We start from the raw sequence: 23,599 nt of genomic DNA, 5'->3' as shown, positions 1-23,599 counted from the left end.
CAAGGGTCGTTGTCGCGGAGAGATATCATGATCAGCAACCTGCTTCCCCTTGCCTCTATCGCCCTCAAGCTGGGCAGTCAGCTGCTCGGCAGCAGTGCCAAACCTGAGCCTGTGCAGCAAACAGTGCAGGAAGATCGCCTCGCCCCGACCGTCCAGAGTTTGTTCCAGCGACTCGGCATCAAGGATGCCGACAGCGAGCAAAATCGCGCTGCCATCAACCACTTTATGGGGGAGCTGATGCAGACTCTGGGGCAGGAGAATGGCGGTCAATCCCTCCCTGCCGCCATCGATAGCGCCCGCAGCCAGCTGGCGAGCGGCACCCAGAGTACCCGCCTCGATGCCCTGCAAAGCGAGCTTGATACTCTCAAGGATTCCCTCGGTGCCAGCCATCTCAACCTCGACCAGCTGCTCGGTGCCTTTAAACAGACCCTGCCTAATGGCAAGGGGGAAGGGGTTGGCAAACTGCTCAATGCTCGCGCCTGAACCGCGGTGAGCAATAAAAAACGGCAACCTTGGGTTGCCGTTTCTGTTTGTGGTTTAACACGTCATGAGCGAGGTGATGGTGGGGTCTCCATATCGCTGGCTACTTCTAGCCGCCCTCTTGCATGCAAGGCGTGAGCTGCTCCTTGCCGATCCGCTTCATCCTTGTTCTGGCCCAGTTTGAATTTGCCAACCAGCCGTTCTATCTCGATTTCAATACCGACAACGGTCTGCACCATGGTTTCCATATATTCTCTCGGCGCATCCGCCATTTTCCATGGGGTCGGTTCTCCGGCCTCATGATGACGAGTCAGATTTGCCAGCAGGCGGCGTACGAAACGGGCATCGTCGCGAATCTGAATGCGACCGTGAGCATGCACCACGCTGTAGTTCCAGGTCGGCACCTGCTTGTGATGATCATGCTTGCTCGGATACCAGCTGGGGGAGATGTAGGCATCTTCAGCCTTGAAGATCACCAGTACTTCGTCCCCATCCTGCACCTCTTGCCAGAGCGGATTGTTGCGTGCGACATGGGCGCGCAAGACTCCCTGCCCTCCGGTTTCCTTTGCAAACTCAAATGGCAGATGGTTGGCATCCAGCCCCTGTGAGCCATGGGTGATCAGAGCACCTAGCGGATGTGCCTGCATCAGTTGATGCAGAGCTTCGGGATCATCGGTGGTGAAATGAGGTGGCAGATACATGCAGATTCCTTCTATCGAGCGCTGACATCCATTCAACAACTACAGGCATCCAGTCAGCGGGACAAGCCATTTCGGGCGCAAAAAAAGAGGGCTGGAGCCCTCTCTCTGCGTTAACGGTAATTAGCCGCGCTTTGCCAGCCAGGTTTCGGCTGTGGTCAGGGCCGCTTCTACCTGCTCGCGGGCGACACCGCCTTTGGCAACCCGTTTGGCCAGGGTCGCTTCCAGTTCCAGATTGGGGTAAACGTCAACTCGATCACCGGGCTGAAGCGCTGGAACTCGCCGATGGAGAGCTCCTCCAGCGGTTTGCCCACGCTGATGGCGAATACCACGGTTTCACCGACGATATGGTGCGCTTCACGGAATGGAATCCCCTTGGCCACCAGATAGTCCGCCAGCTCGGTGGCGTTGGCATAGCCGCCCTGCGCCGCCGCCATGGTGCGCTCGCCATTCACTTTCAGATCGATCAGCACCAGCGCGGCCATATCGAGGCAGTCGTGCCAGGTGTCGAGGGCATCGAACAGCCCCTCTTTGTCTTCCTGCATGTCCTTGTTGTAGGCCAGCGGCAGCGCCTTGAGGCTCATCAGCATGCCCATCTGGGCGCCGACCACCCGGCCGGTCTTGCCACGAATAAGCTCCAGCGCATCCGGGTTCTTCTTCTGCGGCATCAGCGACGACCCTGAGGTCACCGCATCGGATAGCTCGACAAAGCCCGCCTCACCGGTGTTGTAGAAGATAAGGTCTTCGGCAAAGCGCGACAGGTGGGTCATGGAGAGGGACGCCACATGCATCAGTTCCACTACGTGATCCCGATCGGAGACCGAATCCAGACTGTTGCGGGTGGCGCCGGCAAAGCCCATGTCGAGCGCCAGCGCTTCGCGGTCGATAGCATAGGCGGTGCCCGCAAGCGCGCCGCAGCCGAGCGGGCTGGTGTCGAGCCGTTTGAGGGCATCTTGCAGACGGGAGTAGTCCCGCTCCAGCATCTCCACATAGGCCAGCGCCCAGTGGGCGTAGGTGACCGGCTGGGCCCGCTGCAGGTGGGTGTAACCGGGCAGCACCGCAGCCTGATTGGCGCGAGCGGAGGCGACCAGCCCCTGCTGCAGGGCGGTGATGGAGCCGAGCAGCAGCTCGCCCTGCGCCTTGCACCAGAGTTTCAGGTCGGTGGCGACCTGATCGTTGCGCGAGCGACCGGTGTGCAACTTCTTGCCGAGATCGCCGACGGCGGCAATCAGTTGGCTCTCGACCCAGGAGTGGATATCTTCGGCATCCGAGCTCAGGATCTGCTGGGGATCCTGCTGCACCGAGGCGAGCAGCACCTCCATCGCCTGCTGCAACTTGCCCTGCTCATCGGCGGTCAATACGCCCACCTTGACCAGCGCTTTGGCCCAGGCCATGGAGCCTTGAATATCCTGCTCCGCCAGCCGGTAATCGAACCGCAGCGAATCGTTGAACTGCTTGAACCGGCTATCGGCTCCCTGACTGAAGCGTCCACCCCAAAGTGCCATACTGCTCTCCTTGAATGCGTTGTCGGCGGCGCCCTGGCCACCGAGCTTGAAATCGTGCCCTGTTTTTCTGCGAGTCTGTTATCTCACAGAAGCGGCCGGGGCGCTGCCGCTCTTGTCACACCCGCTGATGATGGCTCAGGGGCTATGCCCTCTGCCTGTAGAAGAGGGGGCCATGCCCCCTCAACGGAATCAACGGGTTATCGCGCTTGCTTAGCCGTGGGTGTGATCGCCACCGATAGCCTGATGTTGCTCCTTCATGGCGCGGATCCGGCTGGCCAGGGTGTAGAGACGGATAAAGCCTTCGGCATGGCTCTGGTCATACACTTCATCGGCGCCGAAGGTGGCGAAGTCTTCGGAGTAGAGGCTGTTCGGCGACTTCTTCTGCACCGCGGTGACCTGACCCTTGTACATCTTCAGCACCACTTCACCGTCCAGATCTTCGGCGATGGCGTTGGCAGAGGCGAGGATCGCCTTGCACAGCGGAGTGAACCAGCGACCGTCATAGACCAGATGGGAGAACTCGGCTCCCAGCTTCTCCCGCCAGGCGCGGGTCGGGCGATCCAGTACCAGCTCTTCCACCGCGCGCAGCGCGGCGACCATCACGGTACCGCCCGGGGTCTCGTAGCAGCCGCGGGACTTCATCCCCACCATCCGGTTTTCGGTGATGTCGATGCGGCCCACGCCGTGCTTGCCGGCACGCTCGTTCAGGGTCATCAGGATCTGGTGCGGGCTGAGCGGCTGATCGTCAACGGCCACCACTTCACCCTGCGCCACGGTCAGTTTGACGTACTCCGGCTGATCCGGTGCCTGTTCGGCCGGTACGGTCCACTGCCAGACTGCTTCGGAGGGCTCATTCCAGGTGCTCTCCAGCTCGCCACCCTCGGTGGAGATGTGCCAGGCGTTAGCGTCGCGGCTGTAGATCTTCTTCAGGGTCGCCTTGCAGGGGATGTTGCGGGTCTCCAGATAGGAGAGCAGATCTTCCCGGGAGCGCATGTCCCAGATCCGCCACGGGGCGATCACTTTCAGCTGGGGCGCCAGCGCGGCGACCGCGCCTTCGAAACGCACCTGATCGTTACCCTTGCCGGTGCAACCGTGGGAGATGGCATCAGCCCCTTCCGCCAGTGCCGCTTCGACCATCGCCTTGGCGATCACCGGACGGGCCATGGAGGTGCCCAGCAGATAGGTGCCCTCATAGACGGCGCCGGTCTTCAGGGTCGGGTAGACGTACTCTTTGACGAACTCTTCCCGCAGATCCTTGATGATGCACTTGGTGGCGCCGGAGGCGATCGCCTTCTGCTCGATCCCTTCCAGATCGTCGCGCTCCTGACCGACGTCGGCCACGAAGGCAATGATTTCGGCGTCATAGTGCTCTTTCAGCCAGGGAATGATGGCCGAGGTATCCAGTCCACCCGAGTAAGCCAGTACGATCTTGTTGATTCCGCTCATTTTACTTCTCTCCATGATGATTCGATAAAGGGTCGTGATTCAGGTTGATTGCCGCGTTACTTGTTGCCCTGACTATTTATGCCCAAGCAGGGTCAGCAACACGGCGTTCTGGATATGCATCCGGTTTTCGGCCTCGTCCATGATGAGGGAGGCGGGGCCATCCATCACCTGCGAGGTGATCTCCAGCTCCCGGTGCGCCGGCTGGCAATGCAGCACATGCTGAATGCCGGTGCGGTCGAGCAGGGCCTGATTGATCTGGTAAGGCATAAAGAGGTCTTTGACCTGCTCCATCGGGGTGTTGTCGCCCATGGAGACCCAGGTATCGGTGTAGGCCACGTCGAACCCTTCGATATCTGCCACGTCATCGCTGATGTGGATGGTCGCCCCCGACTTGGCCGCCAGTGCCTGCGCCTGCAGGAAGATCTGGGTATCCGGGCCGTGGCCTTTCGGGCAGATGAGGGTGACGTCGGTGCCCAGGGTCGCCCCCAGCAGCAGCAGAGAGTGGCTGACGTTGTTGCCATCACCGAGGTAGGCAAGCTTCACCTTCGACAGGTCGTCGTAGTGCTCAGCAATGGTCATAAAGTCGGCCAGCCCCTGACAGGGGTGGTAGAGGTTGCACAGGCTGTTCACTACCGGCACTGTGCCGTGCTCTGCCAGCTCGACCAGGGTCTGGTGATCGAACACCCGGGCGACGATGGCATCACACCAGCGCGACAGGTTGGCGGCGAAATCCTTCACCGACTCCCGCTTGCCCAGCGCGCCGTTCTGCTGATCCAGATAGACGCTGTGGCCGCCCAGTTTGGCGATGCCGATGTCGAAAGTGACCCGGGTGCGCAGGGAGGGTTTCTCGAACAGGGTGACCACGCTCTTGCCGGCCAGCGCCTGACTGTACTTCTTCGGGTCGGCCTTGACCGCTTTACCCAGCGCAATCAGCGCTTCAATCTGGGCTTTGTTCAGATCACTGTCTTTCAGAAGATGTTGCATCGGATGTTCCTTGTTCCGGTGGAGATCAAATAGCGACTTGGGTGCCGACCGCGCCGCCAGCCAACAGCTTGAGCAGCTGATCCGGGTAGCGCCAGCTGGCGACACAGACCGGTTTGCCGAGGGTCTCGGCGGCGTGCAGGGCCGCTTCTACCTTGACCGCCATGCCGTCCGTGATCACCCCTTTCTCCATCAGGTCCAGCGCGGTCAGCTTGTCGAGCTGGGGCACCAGCTTGCCCTTGCCATCGAGGATGCCGCTCACATCGGAGAGCATTACCAGATCGGCACCGAGCGCCTCGGCAATGGCGGTGGCTGCCTGATCCGCATTGACGTTCATCAGCTGCCCCTCGGCGGTGATGCCGATGGAGCTCACCACCGGCAGGAAGCCCTGACCGAGGATGCCTGCTACCAGCGCCGGGTTGCCCGGCTTGCACTCGCCGACCGCGCCGAGATCCGGGTCGAGCTGGGTCACCTGACAGAGGCCGCCGTCGGCGAGGCAGAGCCCCACCGCCGGAATGCCGGTGGCGATTGCCTTGGCCATCATCTGCTTGTTGGCCGTCCCTGCCAGCGCCCCGGCAATAAAGGGGATCTGCTCGAACGGGGTTACCCGCAGGCCATTCTTCTTGGTGGAGGTGAGACCCAGCCCCTTGAGCAGGTCATCCACCAGACAGCCACCGCCGTGCACCAGCACCAGAGGACGGTGCTGATCGTCGAGAAAGGTTTTGAGGGTGGCGAACAGGGCGGTCAGCGCCTCGTCGTTCTCGATAAGGGCACCGCCCAGCTTGATTACCAACGTCTGTTTGTCCATGTTCGAGATCCTTCCTAAGTCCTTAAATCAGGCCGGTGGCCGGTTCAAAACCAAATTTGATATTTATGCACTGCATGGCTTGCGAGGCGGCGCCCTTGAGCAGGTTGTCGATGGCCGAGACCACCACCAGCATGTTGCCCTGCTGTTGCCAGGCAATGTCGCAGTAAGGGGTGCCCGCGACGCCACGGATGGAGGGCATCTGGCCGGTGAGGCGCACCAGCGGCTTGCCTTCGTAAGCCTTGAGGAAGGCCTGATCCACCTGGGTGGGGGTGACGCCGTCCGCCAGCTGCACATAGATGGTGGCCAGAATGCCGCGCACATAGTTGCCAAGGTGGGGCTGGAACAGCACCTCCTTGCCGAGGTGGTGGCTGATCTCCGGCTGGTGTCTGTGATTGAAGGTTCCGTAGGGATTGAGGCTCACTTCGCAGAAGCTGGTGTTGATGGCCGCCTTGCGTCCTGCGCCGGAGACCCCGGAGACGGCGTTGATGATGGGCTGCCACCCCTTGGCAATCAGACCATCCTGCTGCAGCGGCTTGAGAGCGCACAGCGATGCGGTCGGGTAGCAACCAGGCACCGCAATCAGCTGGGCGGTTGCGATGGCATCGGCATTCCACTCCGCCAGGCCATAGATGGCCTGATCCAGCCACTGCTCGCTGTCGTGGGTGAAACCGTAAAAGCTGTCGTAAAAGCCCTGATCCTTGACCCGGAAGGCGCCGGAGAGATCGAACACCGGCAGCCCCTTAGCGAGAAACTTGGGTGCGAGCTCGGCGCTCACCTCGTGGGCGGTGGCCAGCAGCACCAGATCGGCCTGGGTCAGGATCCGGGTCATGCCGTCGTCGTCCAGCGGTAGCAGCGGTTGATCGAGAGCACCGACCCACTGGGGATGCAGGGAAGAGAAGCGCTTGTGGGCATCCTGACTGCCGGCGGAGACATAGAGGCCGAACAGTTTAAGTTGTGGATGGTTCTGTACCAGTGCGGCCAGTTCGGCTCCCGCGTAGCCACTGGCACCGACGATAACGGTGTTAAGCATGTTGAATATTCCAAGTCAGAGTTCGAGATTCACAGCATGACGCTGCAGTGCACAAGGGTGTTCGATCGCCCCTTTGCACAAGTGCGGAGGGGCAATTCAGGCGGGTGTGTGTCGTCGGTTATAGATCAGGTGACAGAACATTAACTTTCCCTTACAACTAGAAGCCTTTGTTGATGAGCCAGATATTCAGGTAAAATTACAGAATATTCATGCACTCACTTTGCATTTGTATTTTCTAACAGAAACATTCCGGGGACGCAAGGAGGAGCTGATGGCCAATCTGGATTTTTTTTCACTTTATAAGAATATTATTGCGATTCCATCTATCAGCAGCACGGATCCCAAGTGGGATCAGAGCAATGAGGCGGTGATCCGGCTGCTGGCCGACTGGTTCGGCCAGCTCGGTTTTCAGTGCGAGGTAACGGCGCTCCCCGACCTGCCGGGCAAGTTCAATCTGGTGGCGACGATTGGTCAGGGGGAGGGCGGTCTGCTGCTGGCAGGCCACACCGATACGGTGCCGTTTGATGAAGGAGGGTGGAGCAAGGACCCCTTCAAGGTGACCGAAGAGGGCAATCGCCTCTATGGCCTCGGCACCATCGATATGAAGGGCTTCTTCGCCTTTATCGTCGAGGCGCTCAAGGAGATTGACCTCACCAAGCTGACCAAGCCGCTGCGTATTCTCGCCACTGCCGATGAAGAGACCACCATGGCGGGGGCTCGCGCCATCGCCGCCGCTGCCGAGCTGAAACCCGACTACGCCGTGATTGGCGAACCGACCGGGCTGGTGCCGGTGGTGGCCCACAAGGGGCATATGTCTGAGGCGATCCGCATTACCGGCAAGAGCGGTCACAGCTCGGATCCCGCCAACGGCGTCAACGCCATGGAGATCATGCACAAGGCGATGGGGCAGGTGCTGCGCTTGCAGCAGGATCTGAAAGATCGCTACGCCGACCACCGCTTTGCCGTGCCGCAGCCGACCCTTAACCTGGGTTACATTCAGGGCGGCGACAGCCCGAACCGCATCTGCGGCTGCTGCGAGCTGCATATCGACCTGCGACCCACTCCGCAGGTGGGGCCGAATGAGTTGATGGGGATGCTGAAAGAGGCGCTGTCACCCATCGAGATCCACCAGCCGGGCTGCCTGCATCTGCAACATCTGCACGAGCCTATTCCCGCCTACGCCTGCGCCGACGACTCTGTGCTGGTGCGCGAAGCGGAGAAGGCGAGCGGCCGCGCCGCCGAGTCGGTCAACTACTGCACCGAGGCGCCGTTTATCCAGCAGCTTGGCTGCGAGACCATAGTGATGGGCCCCGGTCATATCACCCAGGCGCACCAGCCGGATGAGTATCTCGACCTCTCCTTCGTCAAGCCGACCACCTCGGTGTTGCAGCACCTGATCAGACGTTTTTGCCTGTAGCGGCGGCGGTGAAAGGGGCGTAAAAACTGTAAGTAAGTTACATAACAAGCCGGTTGTGGAGTGGTGATGGAAATACATGTTCTGAATCGGCCTGTTATTTGACCTTGCGCAGACAATCTGGGTAGATTGTCACCCTAAGATGACGGAGCATATGTTGTAATCGCACAACAATAAGTGAGGTCGTCTAGCACCCCGGATGGGTGTCAGGCACCAACAAGATAAGGATGTGGAATGAACGAAAAGTACGCCGCACTACGCGCCAACGTAGGTATGCTGGGTCAGCTGCTGGGTAAATCCATCAAGGATCATCAGGGTCAGGCCTTTCTCGACAAGATCGAAACCATTCGCCAATTGGCCAAGTCCTCCCGCAAGGGCAATGAATCAGACCGGGAACGTCTGCTCGATACCCTGCGAACCCTGAGCGATGACGAACTGCTGCCGGTGGCCCGCGCCTTCAGCCAGTTCCTCAATCTGGCCAACGTGGCGGAACAGTTCCACACCATCTCCCGTCGCTGTGAAGAGCAGGTCTGCACCCCGGACCCGCTGGAGCAGATGTTCGACAAGCTGAAAGCGTCCAACCTGTCGCAAGAGGCCATCATTCAGGCCGTGCGCGAGCTGGATATCGATCTGGTGCTGACTGCTCACCCCACCGAGGTGACCCGTCGCACCCTGATCCACAAGCACGTACAGCTCAACGACTGCCTCGAGGCGCTGGAGCTCTCCGACCTGCTGCCCCGTGAGCGGGACAAGATCCTCAACCGCATCGAACAGCTGATCAATCAGGCGTGGCACACCAACGAGATCCGCGAACAGCGCCCGACGCCGGTCGACGAGGCCAAGTGGGGCTTCGCCGTGGTGGAGAACAGCCTGTGGCCTGCCATTCCCGAATTCATGCGCAATCTGGACGAGCGTCTGCAACACCATCTGGGTGTGCGGCTGCCGCTGGATGCCGCGCCGGTCAAGTTCACCTCCTGGATGGGCGGTGACCGCGACGGCAACCCCTTCGTCACCGCCAAGGTGACTGCCGAAGTGCTGGAGCTGGGCCGCTGGATGGCGGTGAGCCTCTTCTACAAAGACATCAAGGAGCTCACCTCCGAGCTCTCCATGTCCGACTGTACCGACGCCGTGCGCGCTCGCGTTGGCGATCACCCCGAGCCCTACCGTGCGCTGGTGCGCGAGCTGCGTGAAGCGCTGCGCGAAACCAAGGAGCATCTCACCGCCAAGGTGCAGGGCCAGGCGAGCGAGAGCCAGGATCTGGTCAAAACCACCGCCCAGCTGCGCGAGCCGCTGGAGCTCTGCTACCACTCATTGCACGCTTGCGGCATGGGCAACATCGCCGATGGCATGCTGCTGGACGTGCTGCGCAAGGTCGCCTGTTTCGGCATCCATCTGGTCAAGCTCGATATCCGTCAGGATGGCGAGCGTCACGGGCTGGTCTTCTCCGAGCTGACCCGCTATCTGGGTCTGGGTGACTACGCCGAGTGGAGCGAAGATGACAAGCAGGCTTTCCTGCTCAACGAACTGAACTCTCGCCGCCCGCTCATTCCTCACGACTGGGAGCCGAGCGCCGAGGTGCGCGAGACGCTGGATACCTGTCAGGTCATCGCCGAGCACGACCCCGATGCGTTCGGTATCTACATCATCTCCATGGCCGGTGCGCCGTCCGATGTGCTGTCGGTGCAACTGCTGCTCAAAGAGGCGGGCTGCAAGTTCCGCATGCCGGTCGCCCCGCTGTTTGAAACCCAGGATGACCTGATGGCAGGCACCGCCGTGATGGAGCGCCTGCTCTCGGTGGACTGGTATCGCGGCTACATTCAGGGCCGTCAGTACGTGATGATCGGTTACTCCGACTCTGCCAAGGATGCGGGCATGATGGCCGCCGGCTGGGCCCAGTACGCCGCCATGGAATCCCTGGTGGGACTTGCCGAAGCCAACAATATTCGCCTCACCCTGTTCCATGGCCGTGGCGGTACCGTCGGTCGTGGTGGTGCGCCAGCCCATCAAGCCATCCTCTCCCAGCCGCCGGGATCCCTGCGCGGTGGTCTGCGTACCACCGAACAGGGGGATGATCCGCTTCAAGTTCGGTCTGCCGAAAGTGGCGATCAAGAGTCTGGAGCTCTACACCAGCGCCGTGCTGGAAGGGAACCTGCTGCCACCGCCCAAGCCGAAAGAGTGCTGGCGCGAGGTGATGGAACAGCTGGCCGCCGACTCCTGCGATCACTACCGCAGTATCGTGCGCGGTCATCCGGACTTCGTCCCTTACTTCCGTGCCGCCACCCCGGAGATGGAGCTCGGCAAGCTGCCGCTCGGCTCCCGTCCCTCCAAACGCAAGCCCAACGGCGGCGTCGAGAGCCTGCGCGCCATTCCGTGGATCTTCGCCTGGACCCAGAACCGCCTGATGCTGCCGGCCTGGCTCGGTGCCCACAAGGCGCTGCAACAGGCGATCGACGGCGGCAAGCTGGCCGTGCTGGAAGAGATGAGCGCCCAGTGGCCCTTCTTCCGCACTCGTCTTGAGATGCTGGAGATGGTGTTCCTCAAGGCGGACGTCTGGCTCGCCGAGTACTACGACACCCGTCTGGTGCCGCAGGAGCTGTGGGGCCTTGGCAAACAGCTGCGTCAGGAGCTCGCCGAATCCATCGAGGTGGTGCTGAAACTGAGCCCGCGCGGGGATCTGCTGGAGGATCAGCCCTGGATCAAGGAGTCCATCAAGCTGCGCAATCCCTACACAGACCCGCTCAACGTGCTGCAGGCCGAGCTGCTCAACCGCTCCCGCAACCACCCGGAGACCCTGCACCCCGAGCTGGACAAGGCGCTGATGGTCACCATCGCCGGTATTGCTGCAGGTATGCGCAATACGGGTTGATTACCAGTCCAGGCCAACAGGCTTCAGCGATATCTATCAAGCCAAAGGGCGCCGACAAGGCGCCCTTTCTGTTGCTCGGTTAAATTTTTAAAAAATGTGAACTCAATCTTGGTGTAGGGTTGTATCTCTTGGGAGAAAGAAACGGAATCTATTACACAGCTATTTTACATATAGATGTGCCCTTCACATTCTTCATTGCACCATACTGCACTAAGATAATATTCTAGTTTAACAACGGAAATCCATTAGCTGAAATATATGCAACAGCTCCTGTTGCAGCTGTCGCAACAGTAACAACATTAGCTAGATCGCCGATAAATTCACGAACAGTTTTTCCAAAGCCATTTTCTTTGAGATGACCTTTGAAATTAGGGTCTAAAACAGCATGACCTAGGGTCGCTTCCAGTGCATCTAGTATTGGCTGTGCACCAGAGATTAAGTAATCATTGAGAGCCGTAAGGATTTTCTGCAAATAATGGACAATGAATTTTTTAAAATCCTTATCCAGTTCGATGTTTAAAGCATCACTGATTAAGGCTTGCACTCTAATTCTAAATGAGTCAATACTATCTTTGTCGATAATTCTTGTTTCTAATTTGTTGTCTAATAAACTTGCTGTCAAAGATAGCGTGGAAATACAATGAATATCAATATGGTTTATAAATGAAGACCATGTGCCTGATAAGTTCTGCCTAGTGAATGCATCTTGTAGTTTTGACATGGCGTGAATCAAATCGCGTGATAGCTCTGGGTAGTATCGAGATACAAGAATTTGAGTCTCATGTGGTAATAACATGACTTGTCCAAGCTTAGCCATGAGCAAGGATTCAGCAGCCACAACATCATCGTCTGCAATAGAAAGGATAGAGCTCCAAACTATTTTGGTGTTAAAGTCACCATTTTGTTCTTTTCCCTGTTTCAAAATCGCCAATAATCTTGCCGCTGGATTATCACTTCTCATGTAAGCCTCTACTAAACGTATTATTCTGAGTATGTTATCTTGAGTGATAAGATAATGACAATCTCATTGGTAGTGATATGCCGCGAGAAACATGCTTTTTATCTCTAGTAAAGTTAATTATCCATCCTTGCTTGTATACCTAACCTGTAGTTGTTTGATTGTTATGTCGGTATTGCATCCCTCGCCACGCAGGCGCAGACTGTTTGGCCTTGTTTTTATGCGATTCGATTCAAGGCAACCATCATGACTCCTGCCATCAACCTGCTGAAGAAGCTCAAAATCCCCCACAAGCTCTACCCCTACGAGTGCGAAGCCCACGACGATTTCGGCAAGCATGCCGCGACCCAGCTCGGGCTGCCGGAGGCGCAGGTGTTCAAGACCCTGGTCGCCCATCACGACAAGCAGGCGGTGGTGGCCATCGTTCCCTCATCCGGCATGTGCAGTCTGAAGCAGCTGGCCAAGGCGACTGGCCTCAAGAAGGTGGAGATGATGAAACCGGCGGAAGCGGAGAAGCTGACCGGTTACAAGGTGGGTGGCATCAGCCCGCTGGCCCAGAAGAAACTGCTGCCCACCGTGCTCGATGAGTCGGCGCTGCAGTTTGACGAGATCCTGGTGAGCGGCGGCAAGCGCGGCCTCTCGGTCGGCGTGGCGCCGCAGGATATGCTGACGCTGATGAAGTGGATCGCCGCTCCCATCGGCGAAGAGTAGTGCCGGGCACAGTGTGAACCTGCCCTCCGGGCCTGTGGTGGCCCGGATCTATCCTTGTTGGCTCACTCCTGGCTGATATAGTGGAGATGGAATAATTGCCGCCAAGGATATGGCCCATGCGCGCATCTGCCTGCTCCCTGCTCTTTATCGCGTTGCTGCTGCCCGCCACCGGCAGCGCGGCTCCGGCCTTTACGCTGCGTACCTGCTTTGAAAACAGTGATTCCTACCCTTGGCTGCTGCAATCGGGGGAGGGGGTTGTGCAATATCACCTCAAGGCGGTTGCTACCGCTCTTGATGCCGAGATCGTGCTGACGCCGCTACCGTGGAAGCGCTGCCTTTCTAGGGTGAGCAGTGGCCAGATGGATGCCGCCATCAAGATGAGTTACAGCGTCGAGCGGGCGACCAAGGTGGGGGTCTATCCCATGCGTGAGGGTAAACCCGACCCCGCCAAGCGGCTGCTGACCGAGAGCTACAGTCTCTACCAGCTCAAGGGGGGCAAGAGCCAGTGGGATGGCACCACCCTCAGGGTCAAGGGCATGGTGGCGGCCCAGTCGGGATTTTCCATCGTAGACTTGTTGCAGGCTGCGGGAGCCGAGGTGGATGACTCCAGCCGTGACCCGCTGATCATTTTGAAAAAGCTAGTGATGGATCGGGCGCAGGCGACCGCCATCCAGACCGAGGTGGCTGACAGTATTCTGGCGGCCCATCCCGCGTTGCAGGCTCGCATAGAGCGGCTGTCGCCGGTGCTGGTGGAGAAGCCCTACTATCTGGTCTTCTCTCACCGTTTCTATCAGGCCCATCCCCGACAAAGCCGGCAGGTGTGGGATGCTATCGAGCAGGTGCGCGACTCTACTGCCTATCAGCGTTATGCCACATCGCTCAGAAGCACACCTCCGGTGGGGGAGTAGGCTGATGGACACGGTGAGTCAAGACGGGAATGAACCCGTGGGGCAGGGCCGAGCACCCACGCTCAGGGCTACACTGAAAGTACCCCTTCAGCCAAGGCGCGGTTTATGTCACCCCTGCATCTGCTGGCTGCCGCTCTGTTCTGCATGTTGTCGCTGACCGGGCAGGCGGCCACCCGGTTTACCTATATCAGCCCGGAGAGCGAGCGGGATCCGCGCACCACTTATGATCGGGAGCTGCTGCGGCTCGCCCTCGACAAGACCCGCGACCAGTTTGGCGACTATCTGCTGGAGCCTGCGCCGCCCATGACCAAGGCGCGCGAGCGGCTCAGCATGCAACTCGACAGCTATCCCAACCTCTTTGTAATGGACAGCTACAGCAGCACCCGCGAGGATCTGGGGCTCGCCTATGTCCGTTTTCCCATCCATCTGGGGATCGTCAGCTACCGCATCTGTTTTGTCAGCCCGCAGCGCCAAGGGGTGGTGAGCAAAGTGACCGACCTCAAGGGGCTGCGCCAGTTCACCTTCGGTCAGGGCAAGGGGTGGCTGGATGTGGATATCCTGCGTTACGCCGGGATGGAGGTGGTGGAAGTGGAGGGGTACGAGAAGTTGTTCAAAATGGTGTCGCGGGGCCGCTTCGATCTCTTCTGCCGCGGGGTGAGCGAGCTGCGCAGCGAGCAGCTTACCCATAAGGAGATGACGGATCTGCTGGTGGATGACGCGCTGTTGATCTACTACCCGCTGCCCCGGGTTTTCTACACCAATCCCAACAATCGCGAGGCGCTGCAGCGGGTCGAGCGGGGGTTGCAGCTGGCATGGCAGGATGGCTCGCTACAGGCGCTGTGGCGCAAGAGCTTTGGCCCGGCCATCGCCTTTGCCAAGCTCTCCCAGCGCCGACTGTTGCGACTGGATAACCCCTTCCTCGACGGCATCAGCTTCGATTACCGCCCCTACTTCTACAATCCGCAAACCGATCGCTTTGGCGATTACTGAGGTGCCTGCCGCTGGCGGCAGAGGGTCAGCCAGGCCTCTGCGGTGCGCGACAGATAGCGCTCGCTCGGCCAGATCACCCCGAGTCGCCAGCTCAGTTCGGGCTCCAGCGGCCGCAGCACCAGACCATCCGGGGTCAGCCGGTTGCAGACCGGCTCCGGCAAGAAGGCAACCCCCATGCCGCTGCGCACCATGGCGGTGAGAAAATCCCACTGGCTGCTGCGCGCCGCCACCTGCGGCACAAAGCCCGCCTCCTGACACGCCTGCTCCAGCCGCTCGCTCAGGGTAAACGCCTGGGTATAGAGCAGGAAGGGCTCCTCCTGCAGGGACTCCAGCCGCAGCGGCGCTTCGCCATGCCAGCGCGGTTGATCCGGCAGCACCACCCGGATCGGGTATTGATCCAGCTCCAGCGCGCTGAGGGCGCCTCCCTCTTTGGTCGGCAGCATGGTGATGGCGAGATCCAGCTCCCCCTCCAGCACCGCCTGTTCAATGCGGCGACCACCGTACTCCACCAAGGTCAGTTCCACCTTGGGATAGCGGGTGCGGTAGGCGCGGATCAGGTCCGCATAGACGTGACCCACCATGGGGGGAATGCCGAGGGTGAGGCGACCATGTTGCAGGCTCTGCAGATCCGCCAGTTCGGCCTCCAGCTGCTGCATCTCCGCCAAGATGGTCTGGGCACGGTTGAACAGCACCTGGCCGCAGTCGGTCAGGGTGAAGCGGCGCCCTTCCCGGTTGAGCAGGGGCTGGCCCAGCTCCTCTTCGATATTGCGGATCATCTTGCTGATGGTGGGCTGGGTGACGAACAGCTTTTCAGAGGCGCGGGTGAAGCTCTTTTCCCGCACCAGTTCGACAAAATAGCGCAGGGCGCGAATATCCATGGACTCTCTCGACTCGTGTTGGCGGGTACGGGATGAAGTATGCCTATGCGGCATGAATTTGATAATTTTAATTCATTTCTGGCAGGTTTTGCTCAACTCTATACTGTGAGCCGGTTCACAGAAAGACGATGATCATGAAAGCCCTCTGCTTGCGCTGGTTACAGACTCCCTTCCAGATTGTGTTGCTGGCAGCCATCTGGCTGCTGGCCGATACCGCGGTGCGTACCCTCCATCTGCCGCTGCCCGCCAACCTCACCGGCATGCTGTTGCTGCTGGCCTGCATCCTGCTCGGGGTGGTTAAGGCCGAGTGGTTCAGCGCGGGGGCTCGCTGGCTGCTGGCCGAGATGCTGCTCTTCTTCGTGCCCGCCGTGGTTGCGGTGGTCAACTATCAGGATCTGCTGCTGCAAGAGGGGTGGCGCATCATGGTGGTGTTGCTGGTGAGCACCACGCTGGTACTCGGCACTACCGCGCTGGTGGTGGACCGGGTTTACCGCCTCGAACTGAAACTGGCCCGCCGGAGTCGCCGTCATGTCTGATACCCTGCTCGGGCTGATCTGTTTCGCCCTTACCCTGCTCTTCTACTACGCCAGCAAATGGCTCTACGGCAAGAAGCGCATTCTGCCGCTGATGCCGCTGCTGCTGGCGCCGACCCTGCTGGTGGCCGTGGTGCTGCTGTTCCACATCCCCTATCAGGATTACATGGCGGAATCCCACTGGCTGCTCTGGCTGCTGGGCCCCGCCACCGTCGCCTTCGCGGTGCCGGTCTACGAGAACCGCCAGCTCATTCGTCGCCACTGGCTGTCGCTGTCGGTGGGGGTGGTTGCTTCCGTAATCATGGCGGTGGGGAGTACTGTGCTGCTGGCCCGCTGGCTGGATCTCTCCGACATGCTGCAGCGCAGTCTGGCGATGCGTTCCATCACCACGCCGTTTGCGGTGGAGGCGACCCGCGCCATCGGCGGTCAGAGCGATCTTACCGCGCTGTTTGTGGTGCTGACCGGTGTCATCGGCATGGCGGTAGGGGAGAGCGTGCTCACCGTGCTGGCCATTCGCAGCCGTCTCGGCAAGGGGGCGGGGTTTGGTGCCTCGGCCCACGGCGCCGGCACTGCCAGGGCTTATCAGATGGGTAATGAGGAGGGGGTGGTCTCCAGCATGGTGATGATGATCGCCGGTATGGTGACCGTGCTGCTGGCACCCCTGCTGGGCTGGATGTTCTGGTAGGCCTGGCTTCCCTTTAGAAGGCTGCTTGTCCCGGCGCTACACTCTAGTGAGCCTGTATTTCCGGGATGAGCAGTATGACCTTTCATCGCCTCGCTTCCTGCTTGCTGCTGTGCAGCCTTTCCCTCCTTGCCACTCCCCTAAGGGCGAGCGACGTCATCACTCATATCAGCCCCGAGAGCGATCGGGACTTGCGTACCCTCTATTTTCGCGATCTGTTGCAGTTGGCGCTGGAGAAGACCCGCGATAGCTTCGGTGACTACGAGCTGCGAACCGCGCCGCCGATGAACCGTATCCGGATGCGACAGATTGTGCAGACTCAGCAATACCCCAATCTGTTTGTGGCCGACAGTCTGCGTCCGGCCGCAGAGAGCGGAGCGCTGGATTACGTCCGTTTTCCGGTGGAGCTGGGCATCCTCGGTTATCGCATCTGTTTTGTCAGTCCGCAGCAGGCCGATGCGGTGGCAAGGGTCAATACCCTGACCGAGCTGCAGCAATTTCTGCATGGGCAGGGGCGTGGCTGGCAGGATGCGGAGATCCTGCGTCAGGCCGGTTTCAAGGTGCAGGAGATCGACGGTTACGAGCGGCTGTTCAAGCTGGTGGCGCGCGGTCGCATCGACCTCTTCTGCCGCGGGGCCAACGAGCTCTTTATCGAGCAGGAGCAGCACAGTGATCTGCCCGGCCTCACCGTGGACCGGCGAGTGGCGCTGCACTATCCCTTCCTCCACCTCTTCTACACCCACAAGGATAATCAGGCCGCCATCCGCCGCCTCTCGGTCGGGCTCAAGCTAGCGTGGCGGGATGGCTCGTTGCAACAGCTCTGGCTGCGCCACTTCAAACCTTCCCTCGAGCAGGCGCAGCTTCCCAAGCGCCTGTTGTTCGAGTTGGCCAATCCGCGCCTTGATAAGGTGGACTTTGACTATCGGGCGTACCACTACAACCCCGTCGACGGGACGTTCGGGCCCGGGCTGCCTTGATCCTGATGGTGCTGTTTCCGGATAAAGGGCCGTCTCTTCTGATGTGCTAAATTATGCCCAAAAGGCATGTTTTTTATTATTTAAATTCATTTTTTGAAGGTTGGTGCGCTGCATATACTGGGGGTCGCTTCACGGTTCAGGTTTGCTCCTGCCGCCTCTGGCTTGCGCGAGTGAGCCTGAATCGTCCTGCTGCGGCGTCTTGATGTTCTGCATGAAGGCGTCCATCACTGGGCCGGGATCGATCCCGGCAGGTATTACAGCTGACGGAGCCTTGTTATGTTTAATCCCCACTCTTGTGCCCTGATTGTCGAAGGGGGCGCGATGCGCGGCATCTTTGCCAGCGGCGTGCTCGATGCCTTTGTCGAAAGTCACCACTACCCGTTCGATTTCGTCATGGGCGTCTCGGCCGGTGCCACCAATCTGGTCTCTTATCTGAGCGAGCAGCCGCGCCGCAGTCACCACATCATCACCGATCTGGCTTGCAGCTCCCGTTTTCTCGATCCCCTGCGTTTCGTCAAAGGGGGCGATCTGGTGGACATCGGCTGGCTGTGGCAGGCCAGTCGCCATCGCTTCCCGCTCGATCTCGACACCTTCTGCGCCCGCGACATTCCCTTCTACGCGGTGGCGACCGATGTGGCGAGCGGCAAGGCCATCTATCTGCCGGTGCGGCCCGATAACATGGATGAGGTGCTGACCGCTACCTGCGCCCTGCCGGTGGTGCAGCACGATACCCCCTGCGTCGATGGTCGCCCCATGGCCGATGGCGGGATCAGCGACTCCATTCCGGTGATAGAGGCCTATCGGCGCGGGGCGCGGCGGATGACAGTGGTGCTGTCGGAACCCTGGGGATATCGCAAGAAGCCGGCCCGTTTTTGCTGGATGGTCAAAGCCTTGCTGAAAACCCAGCCTGCACTGGCGCAAGCTATGCTGGAGCGGGATCGCGCCTACAACCGGGCACTCGATTTCATTGCCAATCCCCCTGCCGATTGCGAGATCGAAGTGATCGCGCCACCGGCCGATTTCATGGTTTCCCGTTTTACCCAGGATCCGGTCAAGCTGGAGTCCGGCTATCTGCAGGGTTACTGGCAGGGGCGCCAGAGTCTGTTGCGGGCCCGTGGAGAGGTGCGGGCGGTGGCCTGACTGGTTTGCCGGGTGCTGAATATAAAAAGGGGAACCTCGCGGTTCCCCTTTTGCATGCTTGTGCGGTAGTCGATGATTACAGCATCTGCTTGAGGCGATAGAGCAGATCCAGCGCCTGACGGGGGGTGAGCTCGTCCGGGCGCACTGCTTCCAGCTCTTCAACCACCGGATGAGGCTGCGGGGCGAGGGCCACCGGGGCAGGGCGGCTTTCACCGGCGGCGACCGGAGTGGCGCTCTCCAGCTCGTGCAGCTTGTGGCGGGCCTGCTGGATCACCGATTTCGGCACCCCGGCCAACGCCGCCACTTGCAGGCCGTAGGAGCGGCTGGCCGCCCCTTCCTGCACTGCGTGCATAAAGGCGATGGTGTCGCCGTGCTCCACCGCATCGAGGTGGACGTTGGCCAGCCCGCTCATCAGCTCGGGCAAGCGGGTCAGCTCGAAGTAGTGGGTGGCGAACAGGGTGTAAGCGCCAATCTTGCTCGCCAGCTGTTCGGCACAGGCCCACGCCAGCGAGAGGCCGTCGTAGGTGCTGGTGCCTCGGCCAATCTCGTCCATCAGCACCAGACTGCGGGCGGTGGCGTTGTTGAGGATGTTGGCGGTCTCGGTCATCTCCACCATAAAGGTGGAGCGGCCGGAGGCGAGATCGTCCGATGCCCCGATGCGGGTGAAGATGCGGTCGATGGGGCCGATGCGGGCGCTGTCGGCGGGGACGAAGGCGCCGATATGGGCCAGCAGCACGATCAGTGCAGTCTGGCGCATGTAAGTGGATTTACCGCCCATGTTGGGACCCGTGATAATCAGCATCCGTCGCTCCCGCTCCAGCCGGATAGGGTTGGCGATAAAGGGATCTGTCATCACCTGCTCAACCACCGGATGGCGGCCCGCTTCGATCAGGATCTGATCCTCATCGATAAGCGTCGGGCAGCGGTAGTCGAGGGTCTCGGCCCGCTCGGCCAGGTTGGCCAGCACGTCCAGCTCCGCCAGTGCGGCGGCGGAATCCTGCAGATCGCCGAGGTGGGGCAGCAGAGTATCGAGCAGCTCTTCGTAGAGCCGTTTCTCCAGCGCCAGCGCCTGGGACTGGGCGGTGAGTACCTTGTCCTCGTATTTTTTAAGCTCATCGATGATGTAGCGTTCGTTGTTCTTGAGGGTCTGGCGGCGGATGTAGTGGGCCGGCACCAGATGGCTGTTGGCGCGGCTCACCTCGATATAGAAGCCGTGCACCTTGTTGTAACCCACCTTGAGGGTGTTGATGCCGGTCAGCAGCTTCTCCCGCTCCTCGATGCGGGCGAGGCTGGCGGTGGCGCCGTTGGCGAGATCCCGCAGCTCGTCCAGCTCCTGATTGAAGCCGTCACGGATAACGCCACCATCGCGGATCAGCACCGGCGGCACCTCCATCACCGCACGTTCCAGCAGGTCGAGCAGCTCGGGGAAGGTGCTGGCCCGCTCGGCCAGCTGTTGCACCGCTTCGTGCTCGTTGTCCGCCAGCAGGCGCTGCAACTCTGGCAACTGGGCGAAGGCCTGACGCAGGCGGGTGAGGTCGCGCGGGCGGGCCGAGCGCAGGGCGAGACGGGCCAGCACCCGCTCCACATCACCCACCTGACGCAGCAGGTTGCCCAACTCGTCGTAGAGGTTCTGCTCAATGAGCTCCTTGATGGTGCTCTGGCGACCTTTCAGGATCACCCGATCGCGGATCGGCTGGTGGATCCAGCGCTTGAGCAGGCGGCTGCCCATGGGGGTGGCGGTGCGATCCAGCACCTCGGCCAGGGTATTTTCATAGCCACCGGCCAGATTCTGGGTCAGCTCCAGATTGCGGCGGGTGGCGGCATCCATGATGACCGCATGATCTGGCTGTTCAAGGCGTACGTTGCGGATGTGGGGCAGGGCGGTGCGCTGGGTGTCCTTGACGTACTGCATCAGGCAACCAGCGGCGCACAGGGCGGTCTCGCTCTTGTCGACGCCAAAGCCCACCAGATCCTGGGTGCCGAATTGCTGGCAGAGCAGCTTGCGGGCGGTGCCCAGCTCAAACTCCCACTCCGGGCGGCGGCGCAGGCCGCGGCGACCCTCGATATGGTGCAGAAACTCGAACGATTCGGGGTAGAGCAGCTCCGCCGGATTGGTGCGCTGCAGCTCCGCCAGCAGGGTCTCTTCTTTCTCGAACTGGTTGATGAAGAAGCGGCCGGAGCCGATGTCCATGGTGCCATAGCCGAAGCGGCGGCCATCGTGGTAGACGGCTGCGATCAGGTTGTCTTGGCGCTCGCTGAGCAGCGCCTCGTCGGAGACGGTACCCGGGGTGATGATGCGAATAACCTTGCGCTCCACCGGCCCCTTGCTGGTGGCGGGATCCCCGACTTGTTCGCAGATGGCGGCCGACTCGCCGAGCTGCACCAGCTTGGCCAGATACCCTTCGATAGCGTGATAGGGCACCCCCGCCATCGGGATGGGGCTGCCAGCCGACTGGCCGCGCTTGGTCAGGGAGATATCGAGCAGTTGGGAGGCCTTGCGGGCATCGTCATAGAACAGCTCGTAGAAGTCGCCCATCCGGTAGAACAGCAGGATCTCCGGGTTCTCGGCCTTGAGGCCAAGGTACTGCTGCATCATGGGGGTGTGGGCGCTCAGATTGGCGCCGGGAGCGGAGCTTGTGGCGCCGCTGGCTTGGTGTTGTGCGGTCATGTTCTGTTCCAGAAGGGGCCTCTGCGGGCCAGTGTCTGCGGTGATGAGCCTTGAGCTTGATGGCGCCATTCTACACATAAGCGCCGCGACGGGGGAGCGGGTGTTCCGGGCGCGGTTGTTCTGCACTATTGAAGGCATGACGCCGGTGCGGCACCTCACATTGCGGCAGGCAAGGGCGGTCTGCCGTGGTTGCGAGCGGCGCTAGCGGGATCGCATAATGTGCCTCTTGAGCGGATCAGAAGGAGTCGTGATGAAACTGGATGCAGAGATAGAGCACCTTGCCATCGAGCTGGGACGGGCCCTTGGCCAGCGGGGCTGGCTGGCGGCGACCGCCGAATCCTGTACCGGCGGCGGGGTGGCCAGCGCCATCACCGACATAGCGGGCAGCTCCGGCTGGTTCGATCGCGGATTTGTCACCTACACCAACGAGGCCAAGCAGCAGATGTTGGGGGTGAGCAGCGATAGCCTTGAACAGCACGGTGCCGTGAGCGAAGCCGTGGTGCTGGAGATGGCCCGCGGCGCGCTGGCGCACTCGTCTGCCTCCATCAGCGTTGCCATCAGTGGTATCGCCGGCCCCGGCGGCGCCACCGAAGGCAAGCCGGTCGGCACCGTCTGGTTCGCCTGGGCCGACCGCAACGGCCGTCACCACTCCCTGCTGGCCCGCTTCGACGGGGATCGCCGGCAGGTGCGCCAGCAGGCGGTGAGACAGGCCTTGTCGGGTCTGTTGGCCCTGCTCAGATAAATTGGGCTTGATACTGTATGAATAGACAGTATACTTAGCCCAACTTCATTTTTTACTCACGATTTCCAGCGGAGATTGGCATGGATCAGAACAAACAGAAGGCACTGGCGGCTGCGCTGGGTCAGATTGAAAAGCAGTTCGGCAAAGGCTCCATCATGCGTCTGGGCGACAGCAAGACCATGGATATTGAAGCCATCTCCACCGGCTCCCTCTCTCTGGACGTGGCGCTGGGGATCGGTGGTCTGCCGTGCGGTCGTATCGTCGAGATCTACGGCCCGGAATCTTCCGGTAAAACCACGCTGACCCTGCAGGTGATCGCCGAAGCCCAGAAGAAGGGCAAGACCTGTGCCTTCGTCGATGCGGAACACGCCCTCGACCCTATCTATGCTGCCAAGCTGGGCGTCAACGTCGACGACCTGCTCATCTCTCAGCCGGATACCGGTGAACAGGCGCTGGAGATCTGCGACATGCTGGTTCGCTCCAACGCGGTTGACGTCATCATCGTCGACTCCGTGGCGGCCCTGACGCCGAAAGCAGAAATCGAAGGGGAGATGGGTGACTCCCACGTTGGTCTGCAGGCCCGTCTGATGTCCCAGGCGCTGCGCAAGCTGACCGCCAACATCAAGAACGCCAACTGCCTGTGCATCTTCATCAACCAGATCCGGATGAAGATCGGCGTCATGTTCGGTAGCCCGGAGACCACTACCGGTGGTAACGCGCTCAAGTTCTACGCCTCCGTGCGTCTGGATATCCGTCGTATCGGCGCAATCAAGGAAGGCGACGAAGTGGTCGGTAACGAGACCCGCGTCAAAGTGGTCAAGAACAAGGTGGCCCCGCCCTTCAAGCAGGCTGAATTCCAGATCTTCTACGGTGCCGGTATCTCCAAAGAGGGTGAGCTGGTGGATCTCGGCGTCAAGCACAAGCTGATCGACAAGGCGGGTGCCTGGTACAGCTACAACGGTGAGAAGATCGGTCAGGGCAAGGCCAACGTGATGAAGCTGTTCGCCGAGAACAAGGTGATGGCTGGTGAAGTGGAGGCTCGTCTGCGCGAGCTGCTGCTCTCCGGCGCAGTGCCTGTCGATGACAAGGCTGCACCGGTTGAGGCAGAAGAGTTCGATGCCGAAAGCGAACAAGAGTTCGAATAAGGAACAAAGGAAGGCCGGGTAGATACCCGGCCTTGTTAT

At 60.4% G+C, this 23,599-nt stretch carries 19 protein-coding genes and 2 pseudogenes; 12 read left to right on the top strand and 9 right to left on the bottom strand.

Annotated features, from left to right (window positions below; genetic code table 11):
- The first annotated feature begins 27 nt into the window (after window positions 1–27).
- A complete protein-coding gene (locus tag ACTG2B_RS20055; protein ID WP_439996730.1) occupies window positions 28–483 on the top strand; it encodes a hypothetical protein in 456 nt (151 codons plus the stop codon).
- Between the two features lie 62 nt (window positions 484–545).
- Here the strand turns inward: ACTG2B_RS20055 and ACTG2B_RS20050 are convergent, their stop codons facing one another.
- From ACTG2B_RS20050 to argC, 6 genes and pseudogenes are all read right to left on the bottom strand, one after another.
- Window positions 546–1,181, bottom strand: a complete 636-nt coding sequence (locus ACTG2B_RS20050; RefSeq protein WP_244774538.1) for an FMN-binding negative transcriptional regulator — start codon at window positions 1,179–1,181, stop codon at window positions 546–548.
- 120 nt (window positions 1,182–1,301) lie between these two features.
- Window positions 1,302–2,683 (bottom strand): annotated as a pseudogene (gene argH, locus ACTG2B_RS20045) (argininosuccinate lyase).
- A 210-nt stretch (window positions 2,684–2,893) separates the two neighbouring features.
- Entirely contained in the window at window positions 2,894–4,129 is a 1,236-nt protein-coding gene (locus ACTG2B_RS20040) for an argininosuccinate synthase (RefSeq protein ID WP_033115910.1), read from the bottom strand.
- Window positions 4,130–4,201: 72 nt separating this feature from the next.
- Entirely contained in the window at window positions 4,202–5,113 is a 912-nt protein-coding gene (locus ACTG2B_RS20035; RefSeq protein WP_439996729.1) for an ornithine carbamoyltransferase, read from the bottom strand.
- A gap of 25 nt (window positions 5,114–5,138) precedes the next feature.
- Complete coding sequence (gene argB, locus ACTG2B_RS20030; RefSeq protein ID WP_040099221.1) at window positions 5,139–5,918, bottom strand: acetylglutamate kinase; 780 nt, start codon at window positions 5,916–5,918, stop codon at window positions 5,139–5,141.
- Between the two features lie 22 nt (window positions 5,919–5,940).
- Window positions 5,941–6,948 (bottom strand): N-acetyl-gamma-glutamyl-phosphate reductase, encoded by a 1,008-nt coding sequence (gene argC, locus ACTG2B_RS20025; protein ID WP_439996728.1) that lies wholly within the window; start codon window positions 6,946–6,948, stop codon window positions 5,941–5,943.
- A gap of 271 nt (window positions 6,949–7,219) precedes the next feature.
- On the opposite strand from argC, the gene argE reads away from it, so the two are divergent.
- Together argE and ppc are read left to right on the top strand one after the other, a co-directional pair.
- Window positions 7,220–8,365 carry an acetylornithine deacetylase gene (gene argE / locus ACTG2B_RS20020; protein WP_439996727.1) on the top strand — a complete coding sequence of 382 codons (1,146 nt, stop codon included), beginning with the start codon at window positions 7,220–7,222 and terminating at the stop codon, window positions 8,363–8,365.
- Window positions 8,366–8,596: 231 nt separating this feature from the next.
- A pseudogene (ppc, locus tag ACTG2B_RS20015) lies at window positions 8,597–11,228 on the top strand (phosphoenolpyruvate carboxylase).
- 223 nt (window positions 11,229–11,451) lie between these two features.
- Here ppc and ACTG2B_RS20010 read toward each other — a convergent pair.
- Window positions 11,452–12,189 (bottom strand): hypothetical protein, encoded by a 738-nt coding sequence (locus ACTG2B_RS20010; RefSeq protein ID WP_374810614.1) that lies wholly within the window; start codon window positions 12,187–12,189, stop codon window positions 11,452–11,454.
- Window positions 12,190–12,432: 243 nt separating this feature from the next.
- Here ACTG2B_RS20010 and ybaK point away from each other — a divergent pair, with 243 nt between their 5' ends.
- The 3 genes from ybaK to ACTG2B_RS19995 all read left to right on the top strand — a co-directional run bounded on the left by ybaK (window position 12,433) and on the right by ACTG2B_RS19995 (window position 14,795).
- On the top strand, window positions 12,433–12,897 hold the full coding sequence (gene ybaK / locus ACTG2B_RS20005) for a Cys-tRNA(Pro) deacylase (protein WP_005336092.1): 465 nt from the start codon (window positions 12,433–12,435) through the stop codon (window positions 12,895–12,897).
- Between the two features lie 116 nt (window positions 12,898–13,013).
- Window positions 13,014–13,805: a substrate-binding periplasmic protein gene (locus tag ACTG2B_RS20000; protein ID WP_439996726.1), complete on the top strand. Its 792-nt coding sequence runs from the start codon at window positions 13,014–13,016 to the stop codon at window positions 13,803–13,805.
- Between the two features lie 105 nt (window positions 13,806–13,910).
- Window positions 13,911–14,795, top strand: a complete 885-nt coding sequence (locus ACTG2B_RS19995) for a hypothetical protein (RefSeq protein WP_439996725.1) — start codon at window positions 13,911–13,913, stop codon at window positions 14,793–14,795.
- On the opposite strand, the gene ACTG2B_RS19990 is transcribed toward ACTG2B_RS19995, so the two are convergent.
- Complete coding sequence (locus ACTG2B_RS19990; protein ID WP_439996724.1) at window positions 14,789–15,673, bottom strand: LysR substrate-binding domain-containing protein; 885 nt, start codon at window positions 15,671–15,673, stop codon at window positions 14,789–14,791. The two genes, ACTG2B_RS19995 and ACTG2B_RS19990, sit on opposite strands and share 7 nt — an antisense overlap.
- 134 nt (window positions 15,674–15,807) lie before the next feature.
- Here ACTG2B_RS19990 and ACTG2B_RS19985 point away from each other — a divergent pair, with 134 nt between their 5' ends.
- The 4 genes from ACTG2B_RS19985 to ACTG2B_RS19970 all read left to right on the top strand — a co-directional run bounded on the left by ACTG2B_RS19985 (window position 15,808) and on the right by ACTG2B_RS19970 (window position 19,005).
- A complete protein-coding gene (locus tag ACTG2B_RS19985; RefSeq protein ID WP_040069042.1) occupies window positions 15,808–16,209 on the top strand; it encodes a CidA/LrgA family protein in 402 nt (133 codons plus the stop codon).
- Window positions 16,202–16,891 (top strand): LrgB family protein, encoded by a 690-nt coding sequence (locus ACTG2B_RS19980; RefSeq protein WP_439996723.1) that lies wholly within the window; start codon window positions 16,202–16,204, stop codon window positions 16,889–16,891. The genes ACTG2B_RS19985 and ACTG2B_RS19980 overlap by 8 nt, the downstream gene beginning before the upstream one ends.
- Before the next feature lie 74 nt (window positions 16,892–16,965).
- Window positions 16,966–17,865 (top strand): hypothetical protein, encoded by a 900-nt coding sequence (locus tag ACTG2B_RS19975; protein ID WP_439996722.1) that lies wholly within the window; start codon window positions 16,966–16,968, stop codon window positions 17,863–17,865.
- A gap of 276 nt (window positions 17,866–18,141) precedes the next feature.
- Window positions 18,142–19,005, top strand: a complete 864-nt coding sequence (locus tag ACTG2B_RS19970) for a patatin-like phospholipase family protein (protein WP_139433433.1) — start codon at window positions 18,142–18,144, stop codon at window positions 19,003–19,005.
- Between the two features lie 76 nt (window positions 19,006–19,081).
- Here the strand turns inward: ACTG2B_RS19970 and mutS are convergent, their stop codons facing one another.
- Window positions 19,082–21,673, bottom strand: coding sequence for a DNA mismatch repair protein MutS (gene mutS, locus ACTG2B_RS19965; protein ID WP_423250320.1), 2,592 nt, complete (start codon window positions 21,671–21,673; stop codon window positions 19,082–19,084).
- Between the two features lie 250 nt (window positions 21,674–21,923).
- Between mutS and pncC the strand changes: the two genes are divergently transcribed.
- Entirely contained in the window at window positions 21,924–22,415 is a 492-nt protein-coding gene (gene pncC, locus ACTG2B_RS19960; RefSeq protein ID WP_005357800.1) for a nicotinamide-nucleotide amidase, read from the top strand.
- Between the two features lie 80 nt (window positions 22,416–22,495).
- Entirely contained in the window at window positions 22,496–23,560 is a 1,065-nt protein-coding gene (gene recA / locus ACTG2B_RS19955; protein ID WP_040068994.1) for a recombinase RecA, read from the top strand.
- The last annotated feature ends 39 nt before the right edge of the window (window positions 23,561–23,599 follow it).

Origin of the sequence: Aeromonas sp. 30P (assembly GCF_051919805.1) — a bacterium.
In the GTDB taxonomy this organism is placed as follows: domain Bacteria; phylum Pseudomonadota; class Gammaproteobacteria; order Enterobacterales; family Aeromonadaceae; genus Aeromonas; species Aeromonas veronii.
This window is presented reverse-complemented; position numbering and strand designations above follow the sequence as displayed.

Excerpts from the sequence above, each read along its gene's own strand:
- ACTG2B_RS20050 (WP_244774538.1), bottom strand. The coding sequence starts at position 1,181 with ATGTATCTGCCACCTCATTTCACCACCGATGATCCCGAAGCTCTGCAT.
- ACTG2B_RS19975 (WP_439996722.1), top strand. The coding sequence starts at position 16,966 with ATGACCTTTCATCGCCTCGCTTCCTGCTTGCTGCTGTGCAGCCTTTCC.
- ACTG2B_RS20010 (WP_374810614.1), bottom strand. The coding sequence starts at position 12,189 with ATGAGAAGTGATAATCCAGCGGCAAGATTATTGGCGATTTTGAAACAG.
- recA (WP_040068994.1), top strand. The coding sequence starts at position 22,496 with ATGGATCAGAACAAACAGAAGGCACTGGCGGCTGCGCTGGGTCAGATT.
- argE (WP_439996727.1), top strand. The coding sequence starts at position 7,220 with ATGGCCAATCTGGATTTTTTTTCACTTTATAAGAATATTATTGCGATT.
- ybaK (WP_005336092.1), top strand. The coding sequence starts at position 12,433 with ATGACTCCTGCCATCAACCTGCTGAAGAAGCTCAAAATCCCCCACAAG.
- ACTG2B_RS19985 (WP_040069042.1), top strand. The coding sequence starts at position 15,808 with ATGAAAGCCCTCTGCTTGCGCTGGTTACAGACTCCCTTCCAGATTGTG.
- ACTG2B_RS20055 (WP_439996730.1), top strand. The coding sequence starts at position 28 with ATGATCAGCAACCTGCTTCCCCTTGCCTCTATCGCCCTCAAGCTGGGC.
- ACTG2B_RS20035 (WP_439996729.1), bottom strand. The coding sequence starts at position 5,113 with ATGCAACATCTTCTGAAAGACAGTGATCTGAACAAAGCCCAGATTGAA.
- ACTG2B_RS19990 (WP_439996724.1), bottom strand. The coding sequence starts at position 15,673 with ATGGATATTCGCGCCCTGCGCTATTTTGTCGAACTGGTGCGGGAAAAG.
- ACTG2B_RS19995 (WP_439996725.1), top strand. The coding sequence starts at position 13,911 with ATGTCACCCCTGCATCTGCTGGCTGCCGCTCTGTTCTGCATGTTGTCG.
- argC (WP_439996728.1), bottom strand. The coding sequence starts at position 6,948 with ATGCTTAACACCGTTATCGTCGGTGCCAGTGGCTACGCGGGAGCCGAA.
- mutS (WP_423250320.1), bottom strand. The coding sequence starts at position 21,673 with ATGACCGCACAACACCAAGCCAGCGGCGCCACAAGCTCCGCTCCCGGC.
- ACTG2B_RS20040 (WP_033115910.1), bottom strand. The coding sequence starts at position 4,129 with ATGAGCGGAATCAACAAGATCGTACTGGCTTACTCGGGTGGACTGGAT.
- ACTG2B_RS19980 (WP_439996723.1), top strand. The coding sequence starts at position 16,202 with ATGTCTGATACCCTGCTCGGGCTGATCTGTTTCGCCCTTACCCTGCTC.
- argB (WP_040099221.1), bottom strand. The coding sequence starts at position 5,918 with ATGGACAAACAGACGTTGGTAATCAAGCTGGGCGGTGCCCTTATCGAG.
- pncC (WP_005357800.1), top strand. The coding sequence starts at position 21,924 with ATGAAACTGGATGCAGAGATAGAGCACCTTGCCATCGAGCTGGGACGG.
- ACTG2B_RS20000 (WP_439996726.1), top strand. The coding sequence starts at position 13,014 with ATGCGCGCATCTGCCTGCTCCCTGCTCTTTATCGCGTTGCTGCTGCCC.
- ACTG2B_RS19970 (WP_139433433.1), top strand. The coding sequence starts at position 18,142 with ATGTTTAATCCCCACTCTTGTGCCCTGATTGTCGAAGGGGGCGCGATG.